The organism is Actinophytocola sp. (assembly GCF_035762905.1).
GTDB lineage: Bacteria > Actinomycetota > Actinomycetes > Mycobacteriales > Pseudonocardiaceae > DASYTH01.
In genome coordinates this window covers 1-15,718 of the sequence record NZ_DASUCC010000121.1, presented here as the reverse complement: position 1 = coordinate 15,718, position 15,718 = coordinate 1, and the positions used below count along the sequence as shown (strand labels likewise).

Genomic DNA, 15,718 nt, shown 5'->3' with positions numbered 1-15,718 from the left:
CTAGGTTGGGCGCATGGAGTTTCGTCGCCTCGGCCGCAGCGGCCTGTCCGTCAGCGAGATCTCGTACGGCAACTGGATCACCCACGGGTCCCAGGTGGAGGAGGAGCAGGCGCACGAGTGCGTGCGGGCCGCCCTCGACTCGGGCATCACCACGTTCGACACCGCCGACGTGTACGCCAACACCCGGGCGGAGGAGGTGCTCGGCCGCGCGCTCGACGGTCAGCGCCGGGAGAGCCTGGAGATCTTCACCAAGGTGTACTGGCCGACCGGACCCGGCGGCCCGAACGACAAGGGCCTCGGCCGCAAGCACATCATCGAGTCGGCCAACGCCTCGCTGCGCCGGCTGCGGACCGACTACGTCGACCTGTACCAGGCGCACCGGTTCGACCAGACGGTTCCGCTCGAGGAGACCATGCAGGCGTTCGCCGACCTGGTGCGGACCGGCAAGGCGCTCTACATCGGCGTTTCGGAGTGGAAGGCGGACCAGATCGCCCGGGGCGCCGCCCTGGCCCGCGAGCTGGGCATCCAGCTGATCTCCAACCAGCCGCAGTACTCGATGCTCTGGCGGGTGATCGAGGCGCAGGTGGTCCCGACCTGCGAGCAGGAGGGCATCAGCCAGATCGTCTGGTCGCCGATCGCCCAGGGCGTGCTCACCGGCAAGTACCTGCCCGGCCAGGCCCCGCCCGAGGGTTCCCGGGCCACCGACGAGCAGGGCAAGAACTTCATCGCCCGGTTCCTGCGCGACGAGGTGCTCGAGCGGGTCCAGCAGCTCAAGCCGATCGCCGAGGGCCTTGGGCTGTCCCAGGCCCAGCTCGCCGTCGCCTGGGTGCTGCAGAACCCCAACGTGGCCTCGGCGATCATCGGCGCCACCCGCCCCGAGCAGGTCCGGGAGAACGTCAAGGCGGCCGGCGTGAAGCTGGACGCCGACGTGCTCGCCCAGATCGACAAGGTGCTCAACGGCATCGTCGAGTACGACCCGCGCCTCGGCGGCTGACCCGACGAGCACACCCGCGAGTCAGGTCTCGGGTGGGTGCAGGCTCATCGGGCCGTAGACGACCTCGCCGGCGTGCAGCAGGGTGACCTCGGCTATGCCGCCGTCGAGCAGGTCGGGCCAGTTGGCCGACAGCCAGTCCTCGGCGGTGGACTGGTCGGCGAAGGCCAGCCCGGGGCCGGGGACGTCGGCGCCGGTGCCGTCGGCGTAGCGCCACCGGAAGTCCATGGCGGACAAGGTAGCGTGCGGCCGTGCGGACACTTGTGCTCGGTGGTGCGCGGTCCGGCAAGTCCGCGCATGCCGAGGGGCTGCTCGGCGCGGGGCCGGCGACCTACGTGGCCACCGGGCGGCGGGACCCGGCCGACGCCGAGTGGTCGGCCCGGATCGCCGCGCACGTGGCGCGCCGCCCGGCGACCTGGCGCACGGTCGAGTCGGACCCGGTCGACGTGCTGCGCGCGGCGGCCGCGGGCGATCCGCCGATCCTGGTCGACGACATCGGCACCTGGCTGACCGGCGTGCTGGACGACACCGGCGGCTGGACCGGCCCGCCGACAGCCGCGCGGCGGGCCGGCGCCGCGCTTGCCGACGCGACCGGGTCCTGCCGGACCGACCTGGTGCTGGTCTCCGCCGAGGTCGGGCTGGGCGTGGTACCGCAAACCCGCTCTGGCAGGCTCTTCCGTGACGAGCTCGGTGCGCTCAACGCGGCCCTGGCCGACCGCTGCACGGATGTTGTGCTGCTGGTCGCCGGCCTCCCGTTGCGCCTGAAACCTGGGAGGTAACGCGTGGCCAGCGAGACGGAGCTGGTGGTCTTCGCGCCGGTGTTACCGCCGGACGAGTCGGTCCGGCGAGCCGCCCTCGACCGGCACGAGCAGCTGACCAAGCCGGCCGGCTCCCTCGGCCGGCTCGAGGAACTGGGTGCCTGGGTCGCGGCCTGCCAGGGCCAGTGCCCGCCGCTGCCGTTCACCCGGCCCCGGATCGTGATCTTCGCCGGCGACCACGGCATCGCCGCGAAGGGCGTGTCCGCCTACCCGAGCGAGGTGACCGGCCAGATGGTCGGCAACTTCCTCGGTGGCGGCGCCGCGATCAACGTGCTGGCCGAGACCGCCGGGGCCAGCGTGCGGGTGGTGGACATCTCGGTGGACTCCGCCGACACCCCGGACGAGGTGGCCAAGTTCAAGGTCCGCCGCTCGTCCGGCTCGATCGACACCGAGGACGCACAGACCGAGAACGAGATGCGCGCGGCGCTCGCGGCCGGGCGGGCGGTCGCCGACGAGGAGGTGGACGGCGGCGCGGACCTGTTGGTGGCCGGCGACATGGGGATCGGCAACACCACGCCGGCAGCGGTGCTGGTCGCCGCCATCACCGGCAACGAACCGGTCGCGGTGATCGGCCGGGGTTCCGGGATCGACGACGCGGGCTGGATGCGCAAGGCCGCCGCGATCCGGGACGCGCTGCGCCGGGCCCGGCGGGTCAGCGCGGATCCGCACGGCCTGCTGCGCACGGTGGCCGGCGCCGATCTGACCGCGATCGCCGGGTTCCTCGCCCAGGCCGCGGTCCGGCGCACGCCGGTGCTGCTGGACGGGCTGATCGTGACCGCCGCCGCGCTGATCGCCGAGGAGTTGGCCCCCGGTGCGAGCCAGTGGTGGCTGGCCGGGCACCGCTCTGTGGAGCCCGCGCACACCATGGCGCTGGACCAGCTGGACCTGAAACCGTTGCTGGAGCTGGACATGCGGCTCGGCGAGGGCGCCGGCGCGACGGCCGCCATCCCGCTGGTGTCGATGGCGGTCCGGGTGCTCGCCGAGATGAGCACGTTCGACGAGGCCGGCGTCTCGGGCCGGTCCGAGCGGTAGGGCCGGCGTGCGACTGGCGCTGTCCTGGCTGACCGTGCTGCCGGTCGGCCCGGTCCAGGTGGACGCCGCCGCCGGCCGGCGGGCGATCATGCTCGCGCCACTGGTCGGGCTGCTGCTCGGGGCGGCGGCCGCCCTCGCGCTGTTCGTGGCCGACCAGGCCGGCATGCCGGGCCTGGTGGCCGGGCTGCTGACCGTCGGCATGCTGGCCGGGCTGACCCGCGGAATGCACCTGGACGGCCTGGCCGACACGGCCGACGGGTTCGGCTGCTACGGCCCGCCCGAGCGGGCGCTCGCGGTGATGCGCGACGGCGGCGCCGGACCGTTCGCCGTGGTCACGCTGATCGTGGTGCTCGGCACGCAGGCGAGTGCGTTCGGCGCGCTCGGCGGCGGCGAGCGGTGGGCCGCCGTGCCGGTGGCCCTGGTGGCCGGGCGGGCGGCGTTCGGGCTGTGCTGCTTACCGGGAACGCCGGCCGCCCGGCCGGACGGACTGGGCGCGCTGGTGGCCGGCTCGCAGCCGGCCGGCGTGGTGGCCGGCTGGTGGGCCCTGCTGGCCGTGGCCGGCGGCGTGGCGACGCTGCCGCACTGGTGGCTCGGCCTGTTCGGGGTGCCGGTGGCGGCCGGGGCGGTGCTGCTGCTGGTGTGGCACGCCCGCCGGCGGCTCGGCGGCATCACCGGCGACGTGCTCGGCGCCGCCTGCGAGACCGCCGTCACCACCGTGCTGGTCGTGTGCACCCTGGCCTGACGGTCAGGACAGGGTCGTCATCCAGTTGTGCTTGTCCGGCACGGTGCCGCGCTGGATGGCGGTGAGCGCCTCGCGCAGCTTCATGGTGACCGGTCCGGTGCCGCCGCCGTTGATCGTGAACGCGCCGTCGGTGTGCTTCACCGAGCCGACCGGAGTGATCACCGCCGCGGTGCCGCAGGCGAACACCTCGGTCAGCTCACCCGACTCGTTCTTCTTCTCCCACTCCTCGGTGGAGATCCGGCGCTCCTCGACCGCGAAGCCCAACTCGCCGGCCAGGGTGAGCAGCGAGTCGCGGGTGACGCCGGCCAGCAGCGAGCCGGACAGCTCGGGGGTGACCACCCGGACGTCCGCACCGGAGCCGAACACGAAGAACAGGTTCATGCCGCCCATTTCCTCGACCCACCGGCGCTCCACCGCGTCCAGCCAGACCACCTGGTCGCAGCCCTGCTCGGCGGCCTGCGCCTGGGCGACCAGCGACGCGGCGTAGTTGCCGGCGAACTTGGCCGCCCCGGTGCCGCCGGGCGCGGCGCGCACGTACTCGTGCGACAGCCACACGCTCACCGGCTTGATCCCGCTGGCGAAGTACGACCCGGCCGGCGAGCCGATCAGCACGTAGAGGTACTCCCCCGCCGGGCGGACGCCGAGGCCCTTCTCGGTGGAGAACATGAACGGCCGGAAGTACAGCGACTCCTCGTTCTGCTCGGGCACCCACCGGCCGTCGACCGCGATCAGCTCCCGCAGCGAGGCCAGGAACAACTCCTCCGGCAGCTCGGGCATGGCCAGCCGGCGGGCCGATCGACGGAACCGGTCCGCGTTCGCCTCCGGACGGAAGGACGCGATGGACCCGTCGGGCTGGCGGTAGCCCTTGAGCCCCTCGAAGATCGCCTGCCCGTAGTGCAGGACCATCGCGGCCGGGTCGAGCGGAACCGTGTGGTACGGCTCGACGAGCGGATCATGCCAACCCTGTGTGCGGTTCCAGCGGATCGTCACCATGTGGTCGGTGAAGTGCTGACCGAAACCGGGGTTGGCCAGTACCTCCGCAACGCGCTCCGGGGTCGCCGGATGCGGGTTGGGGGTCCGGGAGAACGGCATCGGTGTCGTCATGAGGCAACGGTATCCCTCGTTTCGGTCACCGGAAAATCGCGATCTCGAGGATCGGACGTCCTAGGAAACTGAACCGTGCCAGACCCGGCCGCCCACCAGGTACTGGCCGACCATCAGCGCGGCCGCGGCCACCATCGCCACCGGCACCGGGAGCAGGGCCGCGCCGGCCGCGGCGGCGACCCCGGCCGCCGGCACCAGCACCGGCCGGCCGACCTGGCGCAGGTCGTCGAACAGCCCGAGCAGGACGAGCACAGTGGCGAGCGCGGCGCCGGCGGTGACCACCGGGCCGAGCCCGGCGGCGTCCGCGGCGGCCAGCGCGTCCAGCAACGGCGCGTCGGACAGCGCCAGCCGGGCGCTGCCCAACTGGTACAGCGCGGCGCCGCCGACCGCGAGGCAGACCACGAGGGCGACGCCGATCGCGGCCAGCACCGGCCAGCGCCGCCGCCGGTCACCGGTCCCGGCCCGGTCGAACCCGAGGAAGCAGAACAGCATCAGCGCCGTGGCCGCCGGCAGCCCGGCCGGGCCACCGGTGTCCGGATTCCCCGCGGGCGGCGCGACCGCGAAGCACACCACCACGAACAGCACCAGCACGGCGAGCACCAGTGCCGCCCCCACCGCCAGGAAGGTCCGCGACGGCCGCATCCCGGCCATGGTCAGCCCCGTACCGGCCGCTACCAGCACGATCGCGGCGGGTAGCGGATGGGCCGGCAGCAGGTAGGCTCCGAAAGTAGTGGCGACGGCCGACGCGCCTGCGATCCGACCAAGAATTCCCAGTATTCCCAGTCTGTCCCGAATAGACAGTCCACATCCGACAGCCGCCGCCGCGGCGAATACCAGGCCGACCAGCAGCCAGGCACCCGCGACGGAGGCCGCAGGGGCCAGACCGGCGAGAATCCCGGCCCCCAGCATGGCGGCCAGACCGGACGGGACCTGGTACGACACCGGCCACAGGGTAGCTAGCATTCCTGGACACCGGACAACCGAGGAGCGTTCGTGATCCTGCCCAAGCTGGCCCTGACCACCACCGCGGTGACCGAGGTCGCGGCCGACGCCGTGATCGTCGGTGTCATCCAGGAGGGCGACCGAGTCGGCCTGGCCCCCGGCGCCGAGGCGGTGGACGCGGCGTTCGGCGGCGAGTTGCTCGCGGTGCTCGGCACGCTCGGTGCCACCGGCAAACCCGACGAGGTCGTCAAGGTGCCGACCATGGGCCGAATGACGGCCCGGATGGTGGTCGCGGCCGGCCTGGGCAAGCCGGACCCGGACGGCACGGTGACCGCCGAGCAGGTTCGCCGGGCGGCCGGGGCCGCCGCGCGTGACCTGTGCGGGGTCAGCCGCGCGGTGACCACTCTGTCCACTGTGGACCTTCAGGCCGCGGTGGAGGGCACGGTGCTCGGCGCCTACACCTTCGACACGTACAAATCGGAGAACAAGAACGGTGCGGTGTCCCGGGTCGACCTCGCCGCCCCGGCGGACGGAACGGCCCGGCAGCACCGGGCCACCCTCAAGGCCGCGACGGCGATCGCGGAGGCGGTGGCCGCGGCCCGGGACCTGATCAACACCCCACCCAACGATCTCTACCCGGCCTCGTTCGCCGAGCGCGCGGCCGCGATGGGCAAGGCGGCCGGGCTCGAGGTGGAGATCCTGGACGAGAAGGCGCTGCGCAAGGGCGGCTACGGCGGCATCCTCGGGGTCGGCGGCGGCTCCACCCGGCCGCCGCGGCTGGTCCGAATGCGCTACCGCGGCCCGAAGGCGCGCACGAAGGTCGCCCTGGTGGGCAAGGGAATCACGTTCGACACCGGCGGCATCTCGATCAAGCCGGCCACGCACATGGAGGAGATGACCTCCGACATGTCCGGCGCGGCGGCGATCGTGGCCACCACCGTGCTGGCCGCCCGGCTCGGCTACCCGCTGGAGATCGTCGCCACCGTGCCGATGGCGGAGAACATGCCGTCCGGCGCGGCCTACCGGCCGGGCGACGTGCTCACCATGTACGGCGGGAAGACCGTCGAGGTGCTCAACACCGACGCCGAGGGCCGGCTCATCCTGGCCGACGCGATCGTGCGGGCGGCCGAGGACGGGCCCGACTACCTGGTGGAGACGTCCACGCTGACCGGCGCGCAGATCGTCTCGCTCGGCCGGCGCACGGCCGGAATCATGGGCAGCGACGAGCTGCGCGACCGGGTCGCCCAACTGGCAAGGGCCACCGGTGAGGGCGGCTGGCCGATGCCGCTGCCCGAGGAGCTGCGCGGCGACCTGGACTCCAAGCTCGCCGACCTGGCCAACGTCACCGGGCACCGCTGGGGATCGATGCTCGCCGCCGGCATCTTCCTCAAGGAGTTCGTGCCAGAGGACCTGCCCTGGGTGCACATCGACGTCGCCGGCCCGGCCTACAACAACGGCTCGCCATGGGGCTACACCGGCAAGGGCGGCACCGGCGTTCCGGTCCGCACGCTCGCCGCCCTCCTCGCCGACATCGCCGAGCACGGCTGATTCGCCGAGCACTCAGCGCACAACGTCCTGTTCGCGCGGAAACCCGCGGCCGTCAGCCACCCGCGCGCTTCTGCCGCGCCTGGTACTCCCGCATGCGCTTGGGATAGCCGACCCGCTCCACCTCGTAGATCGGCATCGATCGCTTCTTGGCGAACTCGAAGGCGGCATCCGCGCTGGAGACCCGGCGCCGGGTCCATTCGCCGTCGTGCGCGACGAGCAGCACGGTCGTCTCGGTCACGTGCGTTCGCGGCTCGACGAAGGCCTCGACTCCGCGCCGCTCTGCCGCCCACTGCTCGAGATGCGCCGTGTCCTGCCTGGTCGCCCCGCGGACCGTACCCGCCTTGCGCTTCTTGCGCAGCGAGTCGAAAAGCCCCACGTCACCACCTCCGAACCCGATCAAGGTGCCGGCCCCTGGCCATGTCGCAAGCCTGCCCTACGTAGTGACAAGATGGCGTGTGAAAAAGCCAAGTCGATGAAGCTTGTCGAGGAGACCTCCGTGACTGACACCTCCGCTGACCTTGTGATCCTGGGCGGCGGGTCGGGTGGCTACGCCTGTGCGTTCCGTGCCGCCGAGCTCGGCCTGTCCGTCGTCCTGATTGAACGGGACAAGCTGGGGGGCACTTGTCTGCATCGCGGCTGCATTCCGACCAAGGCGCTGTTGCACGCGGCGGAGGTGGCCGACCTGGCCAGGGAGGGCGATCAGTTCGGCGTGAAGTCCTCGCTCGAGGGCATCGACATGGCCGGGGTGAACTCCTACAAGGACGGCATCGTCGGCCAGATGTTCAAGGGCCTGACCGGATTGGCCAAGGCGCACAAGGTCACCGTGGTGGACGGCGAGGGCACCTTCGGCGCGCCGAACACGGTGACCGTCGGCGGCGACCGGTACACCGGCAAGAACGTCGTGCTGGCCACCGGCTCCTACGCCAAGACCCTGCCCGGCCTGGAGATCGGCGGCCGGATCATCACCAGCGATCAGGCGGTGCACCTGGACTACGTGCCGGAGAGCGTCGTCGTGCTCGGCGGCGGCGTGATCGGCGTGGAGTTCGCCAGCGTGTGGCGTTCGTTCGGCGCGGACGTGACGATCGTCGAGGCGCTGCCCCGGCTGGTTCCGCTCGAGGACGAGTGGGCCTCCAAGCAACTCGAGCGGGCGTTCCGCAAGCGCGGCATCAAGTACAAGACCGGGGTGAAGTTCACCGGCGCCACCCAGACCGACACCGCGGTCACCGTCGCGCTGGAGTCCGGCGAGTCGTTCGACGCCGACCTGCTGCTGGTCGCGGTCGGCCGCGGACCGAACAGCGCCGGCCACGGCTACGAGGAGGCCGGGGTCCGGATGGAGCGCGGGTTCGTGCTCACCGACGACCGGCTGCGCACCAACCTGCCCAACGTCTACGCGGTCGGCGACCTGGTTCCCGGCCTGCAGCTCGCGCACCGCGGGTTCCAGCAGGGGATCTTCGTCGCCGAGGAGATCGGCGGGCTGAACCCGGCGCCGATCGACGAGGCCGGCATCCCGCGGGTCACCTACTGCAAGCCGGAGGTGGCCTCGGTCGGGTTGACCGAGGCGCAGGCCAAGGAGAAGTACGGCAACGCCGAGACCTACGTGCTCGCGTTGAGCGCCAACGGCAAGAGCCAGATTCTCAAGACGGCCGGCGGGGTCAAGCTGGTCAAGGCGCCGGACGGCCCGGTGGTCGGCGTGACGATGGTCGGCGACCGGGTCGGCGAGCTGATCGGCGAGGCGCAGCTGATCTACAACTGGGAGGCCTACCCGGAGGACGTGACCCCGCTGATTCACGCCCATCCGACCCAGAACGAGGCCCTCGGCGAGGCATTCCTCGCCCTGGCCGGCAAACCGCTACACGTCCACGCCTGAGTTCACGAGGAGTCAGCGAAGACATGGCGATCTCCGTCCAGATGCCCGCGCTCGGCGAGAGCGTCACCGAGGGCACCGTGACCCGGTGGCTCAAGCAGGTCGGCGACCGCGTCGAGGTGGACGAGCCGCTGCTCGAGGTGTCCACCGACAAGGTCGACACCGAGATCCCCTCGCCCGCGGCCGGCGTGCTGCAGAAGATCGTCGCCCAGGAGGACGAGACCGTCGCGGTCGGCGGTGAGCTCGCGGTGATCGGCGACGGCGAGGGTGGTGGCGGGGCGCCGCCGCCGCAGGAGGAGCAGCCCAAGCACGCCGAGCAGGCCCAACCGGAGCCGGAGCCCGAGCCCGAGAAGGAATCCGAGCCGGAACCGGAGCGCGCCGAGGCGCCGTCGAGCGCGGGCCCGCAGCAACATCCCGACTCGCCGGCCGCGGCGACCGGCCGCTCGGGCACCTCGGTGACCATGCCGGCGCTCGGCGAGAGCGTCACCGAGGGCACCGTGACCCGGTGGCTCAAGCAGGTCGGCGACCGCGTCGAGGTGGACGAGCCGCTGCTCGAGGTGTCCACCGACAAGGTCGACACCGAGATCCCGTCGCCGGTGGCCGGCACTCTGCTGCAGATCACCGCGGGCGAGGACCAGACCGTGGAGGTCGGCGGCCAGCTCGCGGTCGTCGGCGAGGCCGGCGACGCCGCGGCGGAGCCCGAACCGGAACCCGAATCCGAGCCGCAGCCGGAGCGCGAGCCGGCCAAGGCTCAGCAGGAGCCGGAACCGACCCCGCAGCCGCAGGCCGCCCAGCAGCAACCGCAACCGCAATCCCAGCCGCGGCAGCAACCGCAGCAGCGGCCGGAGCCGGCACCCGAGCCCGCGGCGCGCGCCTCCACCGACGGCGCCGCCCCGTACGTGACGCCGTTGGTCCGAAAGCTCGCCAGCGAGCACGACATCGACCTGACCACGGTCAAGGGGACCGGGATCGGCGGGCGGATCCGCAAGCAGGACGTGCTGGCCGCGGCCGAGGCAGCCAAGGCCAAGGCCGCCCAGCCGGCCGCCGCGCCCGCGGCGAGCCCCCGGGCCGCCGCCCCGGTGCAGCCCTCGCCGCAGGCCGCGGCGCTGCGCGGCAAGACCGAGAAGTTGAGCCGGCTGCGCCAGACCGTGGCCCGCCGGATGGTCGAGTCGCTGCAGACCGCCGCCCAGCTCACCCAGGTGGTCGAGGTCGACGTCACCCGGGTCGCCAAGCTGCGCTCCCGGGCGAAGTCCGCGTTCGAGCAGCGCGAGGGCGTGAAGCTGACCTTCCTGCCGTTCTTCGCCAAGGCCACGGTGGAGGCGCTCAAGCAGCACCCGAAGCTGAACGCCTCGATCAACGACGAGACCCAGGAGGTGACCTACCACGGCGCCGAGCACCTCGGCATCGCGGTGGACACCGAGCGCGGGCTGCTCTCCCCGGCCATTCACAACGCCGGCGACCTGAACGTGGCCGGTCTGGCCAGGGCCATCGCCGACCTGGCCGAGCGCACCCGGGCCAACAAGGTCACGCCGGACGAGTTGGTCGGCGCCACCTTCACGGTGACCAACCTGGGCAGCCAGGGGGCCCTGTTCGACACGCCGATCATCCCGCAGCCGCAGGTCGGCATCCTGGGCGTCGGGCTGGTGGTGAAGCGGCCGGTGGTGCTCCCCAACGAGGACGGCGACGACACGATCGCCGTGCGCTCGATGGTCTACCTGGCGCTCACCTACGACCACCGCCTGGTCGACGGCGCGGACGCCGGCCGGTTCCTGACCACGGTCAAGCGCCGGCTGGAGGAGGGCAACTTCGAGGCCGACCTGGGTCTGTAGGTGCGCGTCGCCGTCGCCGGATCGTCCGGACTGATCGGGACCGCGCTGCTGCCAGAGCTGCGCGGCGCGGGGCACCAGGTGGTCCGGCTGGTCCGCGGGCGCCCGACCGCGGCGGGCGAGCGTGGCTGGGATCCGCCGGCCGGCCGGCTCGACGAGGGTGCCCTGGACGGGGTGGACGCGGTGGTCAACCTGTGCGGCGCCGGGGTGGGCGACCGGCGCTGGAGCCACGCCCGCAAGCAGGTGCTGCTGGACAGCCGGGTGGAGCCGACCGAGGTGCTCGCCGCGGCGGTCGCCGACCGGGGCATCCCCGTGCTGGTCAACGCGTCCGCGATCGGCTGGTACGGCGACACCGGCGACCGCGAGGTGGACGAGACGGCGCCGGCCGGCACCGGCTTCCTGGCCGGGCTGTGCGAGCAGTGGGAGGCGGCGACGCACCGCGCCGCCGACGCCGGGGCGCGGGTGGTGCGGCTGCGCACCGGGCACGTGCTGTCGAGCCGTGGGGGCTTGCTCGGTCGGCTGCGCCCGCTGTTCAGCCTGATGCTGGGCGGCCGGCTGGGCAGCGGCCGGCAGTACATGCCGTGGATCCACGTCGCCGACACCGCGGCCGCGATCCGGTTCCTGTTGGAGCACACCGGGATCTCCGGTCCGGTCAACGTGTCCACGCCGCGGGCGGTGACCAACGCGGAGCTGACCGCGGCCCTCGGCCGGGCGCTGCGCCGGCCGGCGCCGTGGGTGGTGCCCCCGTTCGCGTTGCGGGTCGTGCTCGGCGAGGCAACCGACGACTTGCTCTCCGGCCAGCGAACCGTGCCGAAGGTGTTGCAGGACAACGGTTTTGCCTACCGGTTCAGCGAGCTGGACGCGGCGTTGGCCGACCTGGAGGGCCGGGCGTAGCCTCCAGTCGTGAGTCTTTCCTGCCGTGCCAGCACCGCGCCGGTTGAGGTCCGGCCGCTCGGGGTGATCGACTACCTGGCCGCCTGGGCGGTGCAGCGCGAGCGGCTGACCGCACGCGCCGAGGATGCCGGGCCGGACACGCTGCTGCTGCTCGAGCATCCCTCGGTCTACACGGCGGGCAAGCGCACCACGCCGGATGAGCGGCCGACCGACGGCACCCCGGTGATCGACGTGGACCGCGGCGGCAAGATCACCTGGCACGGCCCCGGGCAGCTGGTCGGCTACCCGATCGTCAAGCTGGCCGAGCCGGTGGACGTGGTGCAGTACGTGCGCCGCATCGAACAGGCGCTGATCACCGTGTGCGACAAGCTCGGTGTGCCCACCGGCCGGGTCGAGGGCCGCAGCGGCGTCTGGCTGCCGGCCACCGCCGCCCGCCCGGAGCGCAAGATCGCCGCCATCGGCATCCGGGTCCAGCGCGGGGTCACCATGCACGGCTTCGAGATCAACTGCAACGCCGACCTGACCGCGTTCGACCGGATCGTCCCGTGCGGCATCCGCGACGCCGGGGTGACCTCCCTGTCCACCGAACTGGGCCGCGACGTCCCGGTCACCGAGGTTCTTCCGCTGGCCCGCGACTGCGTCCTCGCCGCCCTCGACGGCACCCTCCCGGTCGAGGACCGCTGGCTCCCCCGCGCCGAACCGCAGGCCCCCGGCGTGACGTTCGTGCTTCAGGACAACCGCGCCACCCCGAGCAACGGATAGCCGGGGAAGCCCACCGCCACCGTGCGCCCGGGGTCCGGTTCGCCGGCCAGCCACACGGTGCCGGTCCGCCACATCGTCCCGAGCAGCTCGGTCGTCGCCAGCGGCAGCGAGATGTCCAGGCAAGCGCCGCCGTCCGGCTGCACCGTGCCGGTCGCATTGGCGGTGCCGTCGAGCCGGATCTCCCACGGCCGCAAGGTCACCGCCACCCGGGTCCACGCGCCGGCGCGCAACAACCGGGGCAGCCGCGACGTCGCAAGGAACCACCGCGGCCGGGCCGGAACGATCATGGGCAGCGAAAGGCCGACCACCAGCGCCACGACCAGCAGCCAGCGGTCCACCCGGCCGGGGGCGAACGCCACGACCAGGATCGGCAGCACGGCAATCCCGAGCCACCCGCCGAGGCACCTGCGCCGCCAGACGGCCAGCGCGTTGGTGACCGGGTCGTCGGCCGCCGTCCCCGTGGTACCGGACGGCCGGCTGGTGAGCGCCGGCAACCCGGTGCGCGGGCGGACCAGCCGGGCCGGATACAGCCCGGGCGTACCGTCCAGGCGCACCGTGAGCCAGCCCCGCCGATCCGGGCCGACCACCCAGATCCGGCCGGTCCGGGCGATCAGCTGCCGCTCCGCCTCGTGCAGCCCGGTCACCCGGAGGTGGCCGGGCAGTGTCCCGGCACCCGGCTCGAGCACGCGGCGGCCGACGACCGCGGCCGGAACCGGCCGCCACGCCTGCGCCGGCAGCGCGGCTCGGGCCGCTGGCCACCACCGGCCGTGCACGAGGTGCCCGTGGATCAGCCCCGCGACCGCCAGCACGAGGCCGAGCGCCCAGATCCAGAAGTAGTAGCCGGGCAGCACCGGGCTCGTCCCGAGCCCGACCGCGAGGCACAAGACGACCGGCCAGGACCACCTGGCGCTCCTCATCCGCCTGGCCCAGCTGTCCAGCAGGGGACCGGTGACCGGGTCGGCCGCGGCCGGCCGGTCGGTGTCCGGCGGCGGTAACTCGGCCGGGAGCCGCTCGGTGGTGGACACCGGCCTCACCCTCCCCTGGCCTGCCCGCGCATGCCCGTCATGACGGCGACGATTGTGCGGGAGACCTCGGCGCCGGCCTTCTTGGGGTCGGCGGCGCCGGCGATGACGGCGGCGCCTGCGGACAGGGCGCCGAACAGGATTCGGGTGGTGACCTCGAGCGGGAGCTCGACCATCTCGCCGGCCGCCATCAGGTCCTCGATGGTGGTCCGGACCAGGCCGTAGCTGTACTTCTCCTCGGTCTCCCGCCAGCGCTCCCAGCCCATCACCACCGGGCCCTCGTGCACGACGATGCGCTGGTAGGACGGCTCGAGGCAGGACTTGATGTAGCTGTCCACGCCGCGCATGGCCCGCTCCCAGGCCGGCTCGGCGCTGGCCACCGCCCGGCGCAGCCGCTCCACCGCGGCCCGCTCCACCACGTCGAAGGCGGCCTCGAACAGCGCCTGCTTGCCGTCGAAGTGGTGGTAGAGCGCGCCCTTGGTCACCCGGGCCCGCTTGGCCACGGCGTCCAGCGAGGTGCCCGCGTAGCCGTTCTTGGTGAACAGCTCCACCGCCGAGTCCACCAGGGCCTGCCGGGTCGACTCGGAGTAGTCCTGACGCCTCGACCGCAATGTCACCACCCTCACAACCCTACCGATCACATACCGACGGTATGCTGCAAACCAATGGTATGAACGACGAGGGGAGCCATCGTGAGCTGGGCGGACCACTACCGGAGACGGGACGCGCTGAACGCGGTGCTGGACCGGGCCGGCCAGGAACCCGACGGGCCGCTGCCGTTCGACGAGACGTGCGCCGAGGTGTTCGGCGGCCGCACGGAACTGCTGCTCGCCCTGCACTACAAGTGGCTCCTGGCGCTGACCGGGCGCCTGGGGGTCGCCCTGTCAGACGCCGGGCCCGGCGCCGACCCGGTGGACGCGGTCGCCGCGGCGTGGCGGGCCGGCGCGGCCGACCACGTCGTGCTGCGCCGGCTGATCGACCGGTTCGCCGACGAGGCCGACCCGGCCGTCGCCGCGGCGCTGGCGGGCGAGCGCCGACTGCTCGCCGTTGCCGCCGGGCTGGACCTGACCGCCGCCGCTGCGCCGCAGGTCGCGGGCGTAGTCTGACCATGTGACGATCGCGCCGGAGGGACGAAGGCTGCTGCGCCTCGAGGTGCGCAACAGCCAGACGCCGATCGAGAAGAAGCCGCCGTGGATCAAGACCCGGGCCCGGATGGGTCCGGAGTACCGCGAGCTGAAGGGCCTGGTCAAGCGCGAGGGCCTGCACACGGTGTGCGAGGAGGCCGGCTGCCCCAACATCTTCGAGTGCTGGGAGGACCGCGAGGCCACCTTCCTCATCGGCGGCGACCAGTGCACCCGGCGCTGTGACTTCTGCCAGATCGACACGGGCAAGCCGGCCGAGTTCGACGCCGACGAGCCCCGCCGCGTCGGCGAGTCCGTCGCCACCATGGGGCTGCGGTACGCCACCGTCACCGGCGTCGCCCGCGACGACCTCCCCGACGGCGGCGCCTGGCTCTACGCCGAGACGGTGCGCCAGATCCACGGCCAGCTGCCCGGCTGCGGCGTCGAGCTGCTGATCCCCGACTTCAACGCCGACCCCGACCAGCTCGCCGAGGTCTTCTCCTCCCGCCCCGAGGTGCTCGCGCACAACGTCGAGACGGTGCCGCGCATCTTCAAGCGGATCCGCCCCGGCTTCCGGTTCCAGCGCTCGCTCGACGTCATCACCGCGGCCCGCGAGGCCGGCCTGGTGACCAAGTCGAACCTGATCCTGGGCATGGGCGAGGAGCCGCACGAGGTCGTCGAAACGATGCAGGCCCTGCACGACGCCGGCTGCGATCTGCTGACCATCACCCAGTACCTGCGCCCCTCGCCGCGGCACCACCCCGTGATCCGCTGGGTCAAGCCCGACGAGTTCGTCGGCTTCCAGGCCGAGGCCGAGCGGATCGGGTTCCCCGGCGTCCTCGCCGGGCCGCTGGTGCGCAGCTCGTACCGCGCCGGACGCCTGTACCAGCAGGCGATCGAGGCACGCGGACTCACTCGCCAGGGCTGACCCCCGCGCCGCACGCGGGAGGGACGTGACCGCGCCCCTATCCTGTGGGCATGGCACGCAGCAAGCCCTCAGACGCGACCGCTCCCGGCGGCAAGGCCGGCCGTGGCCCGAAGGACGCCGGCCG

General features: G+C 72.9%; 16 protein-coding genes and 1 pseudogene. 11 read left to right on the top strand and 6 right to left on the bottom strand.

The features are described from left to right. Positions 1-13: 13 nt before the first annotated feature. On the top strand, positions 14-994 hold the full coding sequence (locus tag VFV67_RS25210) for an aldo/keto reductase family protein (RefSeq protein ID WP_326473117.1): 981 nt from the start codon (positions 14-16) through the stop codon (positions 992-994). A 21-nt stretch (positions 995-1,015) separates the two neighbouring features. Here the strand turns inward: VFV67_RS25210 and VFV67_RS25205 are convergent, their stop codons facing one another. Continuing rightward, positions 1,016-1,219, bottom strand: coding sequence for a hypothetical protein (locus VFV67_RS25205; RefSeq protein WP_326473116.1), 204 nt, complete (start codon positions 1,217-1,219; stop codon positions 1,016-1,018). Between the two features lie 23 nt (positions 1,220-1,242). Between VFV67_RS25205 and VFV67_RS25200 the strand changes: the two genes are divergently transcribed. The 3 genes from VFV67_RS25200 to cobS are packed head-to-tail and all read left to right on the top strand — an operon-like array spanning position 1,243 to position 3,583. Then, entirely contained in the window at positions 1,243-1,770 is a 528-nt protein-coding gene (locus VFV67_RS25200; protein ID WP_326473115.1) for a bifunctional adenosylcobinamide kinase/adenosylcobinamide-phosphate guanylyltransferase, read from the top strand. 3 nt (positions 1,771-1,773) lie between these two features. Then, complete coding sequence (gene cobT / locus VFV67_RS25195; protein ID WP_326473114.1) at positions 1,774-2,841, top strand: nicotinate-nucleotide--dimethylbenzimidazole phosphoribosyltransferase; 1,068 nt, start codon at positions 1,774-1,776, stop codon at positions 2,839-2,841. Between the two features lie 7 nt (positions 2,842-2,848). Next, positions 2,849-3,583, top strand: a complete 735-nt coding sequence (gene cobS / locus VFV67_RS25190; RefSeq protein WP_326473113.1) for an adenosylcobinamide-GDP ribazoletransferase — start codon at positions 2,849-2,851, stop codon at positions 3,581-3,583. Between the two features lie 3 nt (positions 3,584-3,586). Here cobS and VFV67_RS25185 read toward each other — a convergent pair whose 3' ends face one another. After that, complete coding sequence (locus VFV67_RS25185; protein ID WP_326473112.1) at positions 3,587-4,687, bottom strand: branched-chain amino acid aminotransferase; 1,101 nt, start codon at positions 4,685-4,687, stop codon at positions 3,587-3,589. A 60-nt stretch (positions 4,688-4,747) separates the two neighbouring features. Next, complete coding sequence (locus tag VFV67_RS25180) at positions 4,748-5,629, bottom strand: hypothetical protein (RefSeq protein WP_326473111.1); 882 nt, start codon at positions 5,627-5,629, stop codon at positions 4,748-4,750. A gap of 51 nt (positions 5,630-5,680) precedes the next feature. On the opposite strand from VFV67_RS25180, the gene VFV67_RS25175 reads away from it, so the two are divergent. Then, on the top strand, positions 5,681-7,177 hold the full coding sequence (locus VFV67_RS25175) for a leucyl aminopeptidase (protein WP_326473110.1): 1,497 nt from the start codon (positions 5,681-5,683) through the stop codon (positions 7,175-7,177). A 52-nt stretch (positions 7,178-7,229) separates the two neighbouring features. Here the strand turns inward: VFV67_RS25175 and VFV67_RS25170 are convergent, their stop codons facing one another. Continuing rightward, on the bottom strand, positions 7,230-7,553 hold the full coding sequence (locus VFV67_RS25170; RefSeq protein WP_326473109.1) for an oxidoreductase: 324 nt from the start codon (positions 7,551-7,553) through the stop codon (positions 7,230-7,232). 120 nt (positions 7,554-7,673) lie between these two features. Here VFV67_RS25170 and lpdA point away from each other — a divergent pair, with 120 nt between their 5' ends. The 4 genes from lpdA to lipB are packed head-to-tail and all read left to right on the top strand — an operon-like array spanning position 7,674 to position 12,523. After that, positions 7,674-9,044: a dihydrolipoyl dehydrogenase gene (lpdA, locus tag VFV67_RS25165; RefSeq protein ID WP_326473108.1), complete on the top strand. Its 1,371-nt coding sequence runs from the start codon at positions 7,674-7,676 to the stop codon at positions 9,042-9,044. Between the two features lie 23 nt (positions 9,045-9,067). Then, positions 9,068-10,870 (top strand): 2-oxoglutarate dehydrogenase, E2 component, dihydrolipoamide succinyltransferase, encoded by a 1,803-nt coding sequence (gene sucB, locus VFV67_RS25160; RefSeq protein ID WP_326473107.1) that lies wholly within the window; start codon positions 9,068-9,070, stop codon positions 10,868-10,870. After that, positions 10,871-11,761, top strand: a complete 891-nt coding sequence (locus VFV67_RS25155; protein ID WP_326473106.1) for a TIGR01777 family oxidoreductase — start codon at positions 10,871-10,873, stop codon at positions 11,759-11,761. It abuts the gene before it with no gap. A 9-nt stretch (positions 11,762-11,770) separates the two neighbouring features. Continuing rightward, positions 11,771-12,523, top strand: a complete 753-nt coding sequence (gene lipB, locus VFV67_RS25150; protein WP_326473105.1) for a lipoyl(octanoyl) transferase LipB — start codon at positions 11,771-11,773, stop codon at positions 12,521-12,523. Here lipB and VFV67_RS25145 read toward each other — a convergent pair. Beyond that, positions 12,490-13,548 (bottom strand): hypothetical protein, encoded by a 1,059-nt coding sequence (locus VFV67_RS25145; RefSeq protein ID WP_326473104.1) that lies wholly within the window; start codon positions 13,546-13,548, stop codon positions 12,490-12,492. The genes lipB and VFV67_RS25145 overlap by 34 nt on opposite strands. Positions 13,549-13,553: 5 nt before the next feature. Further along, on the bottom strand, positions 13,554-14,156 hold the full coding sequence (locus VFV67_RS25140) for a TetR/AcrR family transcriptional regulator (protein ID WP_326473103.1): 603 nt from the start codon (positions 14,154-14,156) through the stop codon (positions 13,554-13,556). Between the two features lie 81 nt (positions 14,157-14,237). On the opposite strand from VFV67_RS25140, the gene VFV67_RS25135 reads away from it, so the two are divergent. Both VFV67_RS25135 and lipA read left to right on the top strand, forming a co-directional pair. After that, positions 14,238-14,651 carry a hypothetical protein gene (locus VFV67_RS25135; protein ID WP_326473102.1) on the top strand — a complete coding sequence of 138 codons (414 nt, stop codon included), beginning with the start codon at positions 14,238-14,240 and terminating at the stop codon, positions 14,649-14,651. 4 nt (positions 14,652-14,655) lie between these two features. Then, positions 14,656-15,579, top strand: a pseudogene (lipA, locus tag VFV67_RS25130) (lipoyl synthase); the annotation flags it as partial. Between the last annotated feature and the right edge of the window lie 139 nt (positions 15,580-15,718).